Below are 4,110 nucleotides of genomic sequence, written 5' to 3' on the forward strand. Positions count from 1 at the left end.
CCGCCGCCTGCCGCATCGAGGCGGCAAAAAGGGGACGCCGCCGGGACAAAGCGGGGCGATCCGGTGCTGGCCGCGCTGGCCGCCCGGCTGGCGGAGGTGGTCAGACTGGGGAGTGCTTAGGCCGTTCCCGGGGCGGTTTCACCACCAAGATCCACCTGTCCGCGGATGGCCGTTGCCGAGTGCTGTCGCTGGTGCTGACGCCAGGCCAGTACGGCGACAGCCCGCAGTTGCGGCGGGTGCTGGAGGCCATCAAGGTACCCCGGCACGGGCCGGGACGACCGCGCACCAGGCCCGACAGCCTGGCCGCGGACAAAGCCTACTCCTCCCGCGCTAACCGCACCCACCTGCGCCGCCGCAAGATCCGCCACACCATCCCCGAACCCCGCGATCAACGCGCCCACCGCCGCCGGCGCGGCTCGGCCGGAGGACGGCCCACCAGCTTCGACGCCGAACGCTACAAAGCGCGCAACGTCGTCGAACGGGCGATCAATCGGCTGAAGAACTTCCGAGCCGTGGCCACCCGATACGACAAACGCGCCTACATCTTCCACGGCACCGTCACCCTGGCAGCGCTGGCCATCTGGCTCCGCACCTGATCTAAGAAACAGCTCCTAGCCGCCGAGCTCAGAAAAGCCAGACCATGTCCATACCCAGTCTTGGATGAACGGCTGTAAGACTGCGCGTATGTGGCAGCGGGGGTTGAACTGGGCAGCGATCGTCCTTGTGGGCGGTTTCGGCCTCATGTGGCTGGGCGTCGTGCTGTACGCGGCCGACGCCTCGACGCCATGGATTCGATTCGCACAGGCGGCGTTCGGACTCCTGCTGGCCGGCTGGTCCGTACAGAAGGCCACTGTGATGATCCGGGCATGACATGACTGAACAGCCATACGAGATCAGCCAGGACATGGGCGACGATCCCCAGGAGTCGGTCATCGCCATGTACAAGGACAAGCTGCCCGAGCGGCACAAGATCGACGAGATCGACGACGAGGCCGACCGCAGCATCGTGACGTGGATGCGCGAAGAGGATCACCGTCAGACCGACGCCCACGTCGATCTCCTCCAGGAGCCCCGGACGTACTTCCCGGAAGACGACGAGGATCAGGGCTGAAACCGGTAGCCCATCCCCGGCTCGGTCAGCAGATGGACGGGACGCGCGGGGTCGCGCTCCAGTTTCCTGCGTAGCTGCGCCATGTACTGCCGCAGGTAGTGCGTCTCCTTCTGGTAGGAGGCGCCCCACACCTCCGTCAGCAGTTGCCGCTGGCTGACCAGCTTGCCCGGGTTGCGGAGCAGTAGCTCAAGAAAGTGCCATTCCGTGGGCGTCAGCCGTACCCCGCCCGAGATGGTCTTGCCGACGAGGTCGATCAGGTGATCGCCCACGCGCGCCTCCGCGGACTCCGCGGTGGGGACGGCGGCGCGGCGGGTGACCGCCCGCACCCGCGCGAGCAGCTCATCGATGCCGAAGGGCTTGGTGACGTAGTCGTCGGCGCCGGCGTCGAGGGCGTCGACCTTGTCGTGGCCGTCGCTGCGTCCGCTGAGCACGATGATCGGGACCTGGGTCCAGCCGCGCAGCCCGTGGATGACGTCCACGCCGTCGATGTCGGGCAGGCCGAGGTCGAGGATGACCAGGTCGGGGTGCCAGTCGGCGGCCTGGCGCAGCGCGGTGGCGCCGTCGGCGGCGACGGCCACCTCGTAGTGGCGGGCGACGAGGTTGATCCGCATGGCGCGCAGGATCTGCGGCTCGTCGTCGACCACGAGCACGCGCGTCATCCGGCTCTCCGCAGCGAGACCGTCATGGTGAGCCCTCCTCCTGGTGTCTCCTCCGGCGTGAGCGTGCCGCCCATGGCCTCGGTGAGTCCGCGGGAGAGCGCCAGCCCAAGCCCCACTCCCTTGTGCGTGGAACGGTCGCCGAGCCGCTGGAACGGCCGGAACACCCGCTCGTGCGCCTCGGCCGGGATGCCGGGGCCGTGATCGACCACCCTGATCTCCACGTTCTCGCCGTGCCAGCTCGCCGAGACGACAACGTCCCCGTAGCGCACCGCGTTCCCGACGAGGTTGACCAGGACGCGTTCGAGGAGCACCGGATCGGCGGTGAGGTCGGGCAGGTCGGGCGGAATCTCCACGGCCACGAGCCGGGAAACGCCCAGATCGGCGAGGGCCCGGTGGACGATCTCCGCCGCCGACACCGGTTCCGGGGCCACGCCCAGGACGCCGGCCTGCAGACGGCTCATGTCGAGAAGGTTGGTCACCAGCCGGTCGAGTTTGTTCAGGGACTCGTGGGCGGTGTCGAGCAGTTCGGCGCGGTCCCCGGGCGACCAGTCGATCTCGGTGCCGCGCAGCGAGTCGACGGCGGCGCTCGCCGAGGCCAGCGGGGTGCGCAGGTCGTGGCTGACCGCCGCGAGCAGCGCGGTGCGCATCTTGTCGGCTTCGGCGAGCGCCGCGGACGACGACGCCTCCTCCCGCAGCCGCTGCTGGCGCAGCGCCACCGCCGCCTCGGCCGCGAACGCCTCCAGGACCCGCCGGTCGGCCGCGTCGAGGATCCTCCCCTGTACGGCCAGCCCCAGATCCCCGTCGACCACCACATCCGGTACGGCCGACGGCGGCCCGCCCGCCGTGGCCACGATCCGCCAGCCGTCGCCGTCCTTCTCCAGCATGGTCGCCGAGGTCAGCGAGTAGACCTCGCGCAGCCGGTCCAGCAACGACGGCAGCGCCGAGTCCCCCCGCAGCACGTGCCCGGCCAGCGTGGACAGCACCTCGGCGTCTGCCCTGGCCCGCGAGGCCTCCCCGCTGCGCCGGGCGGCCAGGCCGACGACCGCGCTGACCATGGCCGCGACCAGCACGAAGATGGCGAGGGCCAGCAGGTTCTCCGGCTCGTCGACGGTCAGCGTGTGATACGGCGGCGTGAAGAACCAGTTGAGCAGCCCGAACCCGGCGACGGCCGCGGTGAGCGCGGGCCACAAGCCGCCCGCGAGGGCCACGCCGACGACGAGCAGCAGGAAGAGCAGGATCTCGCTGGGCAGCGCCAGATCGGGACGGAACGGCAGCAGCCCCGCCGTGAGCAGGGGCATCCCGGCCAGGGCCAGCGCCCAGCCCGATACGCGCCGTCTGAGCGAGAGGGCGGAGCGGTCCCCGTGCCTGCGCCCGTGCCGGACGCCCTCGTGGGTGACCATGTGCACGTCGATGGAGCCGGACAGCGCGGTGGTCTCCACGCCGACGCCCGGCGAGAGGATCTGCGCGAGCCGGCCGCGGCGGGAGGCGCCGAGGACGAGCTGGGTGGCGTTGACGCCGCGGGCGAACTCCAGCAGGGCGCGGGGGACGTCGTCGCCGAGCACCTGGTGGTAGGTGCCGCCGAGGTTCTCCACGATGGTGCGCTGGCGGGCGACGTTGGCCGGGTCCGCGCCGGAGGTGAGGCCGTCGGCGCTGGTCACGTGGACGGCCAGGAGGTCGGCGCCCTTGGAGCGGTCGGCTATGCGGGCGGCCCGCCGTACCAGAGTGTCGCCTTCGGGACCGCCGCTGAGGGCGACCACGACGCGCTCGCGCGCCTCCCACGTGTCGGCGATGCCGTGGTCGGCGCGGTAGCGGTCGAGCTGCTCGTCCACCTTGCCGGCCACCCAGAGCAGGGCGAGCTCGCGCAGCGCGGTGAGGTTGCCGACGCGAAAGTAGTTGGACAGGGCGGCGTCGACCATGGCCGGGCCGTAGACGTTGCCGTGGGCCATGCGGCGGCGCAGCGCCTCGGGGGCCATGTCGACGAGCTGGACCTGGTCGGCCCGCCTGACCCACTCGTCGGGGACGCGTTCGCGCTGCACGACTCCGGTGATCTGCTGGACGACGTCGCTGAGCGACTCAAGGTGCTGGATGTTGACGGTGGAGACCACGTCGATCCCGGCCGCGAGAAGCTCGTCGATGTCCTGCCAGCGTTTCTCGTTGCGCGAGCCGGGCGCGTTGGTGTGGGCCAGTTCGTCCACGAGCGCGACCGCGGGCGCGCGGGCGATGACGGCGGCGGTGTCCAGTTCAGCGAGGTCGGTGCCGCGGTAGTGGACCGTCTTCCTCGGCACGATCTCCATGCCGTCGAGGAGCTCGGCGGTGCGGGGCCGGTCGTGGGTCTCGACG

The 4,110-nt window shown here is 70.9% G+C and carries 5 protein-coding genes; 3 read left to right on the plus strand and 2 right to left on the minus strand.

Annotated elements, in window-relative coordinates; all coding sequences use genetic code 11:
• Positions 1-14: 14 nt before the first annotated feature.
• The 3 genes from ACFWYW_RS35415 to ACFWYW_RS35425 all read left to right on the plus strand — a co-directional run bounded on the left by ACFWYW_RS35415 (position 15) and on the right by ACFWYW_RS35425 (position 1,111).
• Positions 15-596 (plus strand): IS5 family transposase, encoded by a 582-nt coding sequence (locus tag ACFWYW_RS35415; protein ID WP_379623406.1) that lies wholly within the window; start codon positions 15-17, stop codon positions 594-596.
• A gap of 103 nt (positions 597-699) precedes the next feature.
• The gene (locus ACFWYW_RS35420) at positions 700-870 is read left to right on the plus strand and encodes a hypothetical protein (protein ID WP_379610468.1); all 171 of its coding nucleotides are present in this window, start codon (positions 700-702) and stop codon (positions 868-870) included.
• A gap of 1 nt (position 871) precedes the next feature.
• Positions 872-1,111: a hypothetical protein gene (locus ACFWYW_RS35425; RefSeq protein WP_379610470.1), complete on the plus strand. Its 240-nt coding sequence runs from the start codon at positions 872-874 to the stop codon at positions 1,109-1,111.
• Here ACFWYW_RS35425 and ACFWYW_RS35430 read toward each other — a convergent pair.
• Positions 1,102-1,770, minus strand: a complete 669-nt coding sequence (locus tag ACFWYW_RS35430) for a response regulator (RefSeq protein ID WP_379610472.1) — start codon at positions 1,768-1,770, stop codon at positions 1,102-1,104. The genes ACFWYW_RS35425 and ACFWYW_RS35430 overlap by 10 nt on opposite strands.
• The coding region (locus ACFWYW_RS35435) for a DUF4118 domain-containing protein (protein ID WP_379641170.1) at positions 1,767-4,110 on the minus strand (2,344 nt) is incomplete at its 5' end. The genes ACFWYW_RS35435 and ACFWYW_RS35430, both read right to left, overlap by 4 nt.

It is taken from the genome of Nonomuraea sp. NPDC059023 (assembly GCF_042740095.1).
GTDB lineage: Bacteria > Actinomycetota > Actinomycetes > Streptosporangiales > Streptosporangiaceae > Nonomuraea.

Bases quoted from the DNA above. Each gene is read 5' to 3' on its own strand.
- ACFWYW_RS35425 (WP_379610470.1), top strand. From the start codon at position 872: ATGACTGAACAGCCATACGAGATCAGCCAGGACATGGGCGACGATCCC.
- ACFWYW_RS35430 (WP_379610472.1), bottom strand. From the start codon at position 1,770: ATGACGCGCGTGCTCGTGGTCGACGACGAGCCGCAGATCCTGCGCGCC.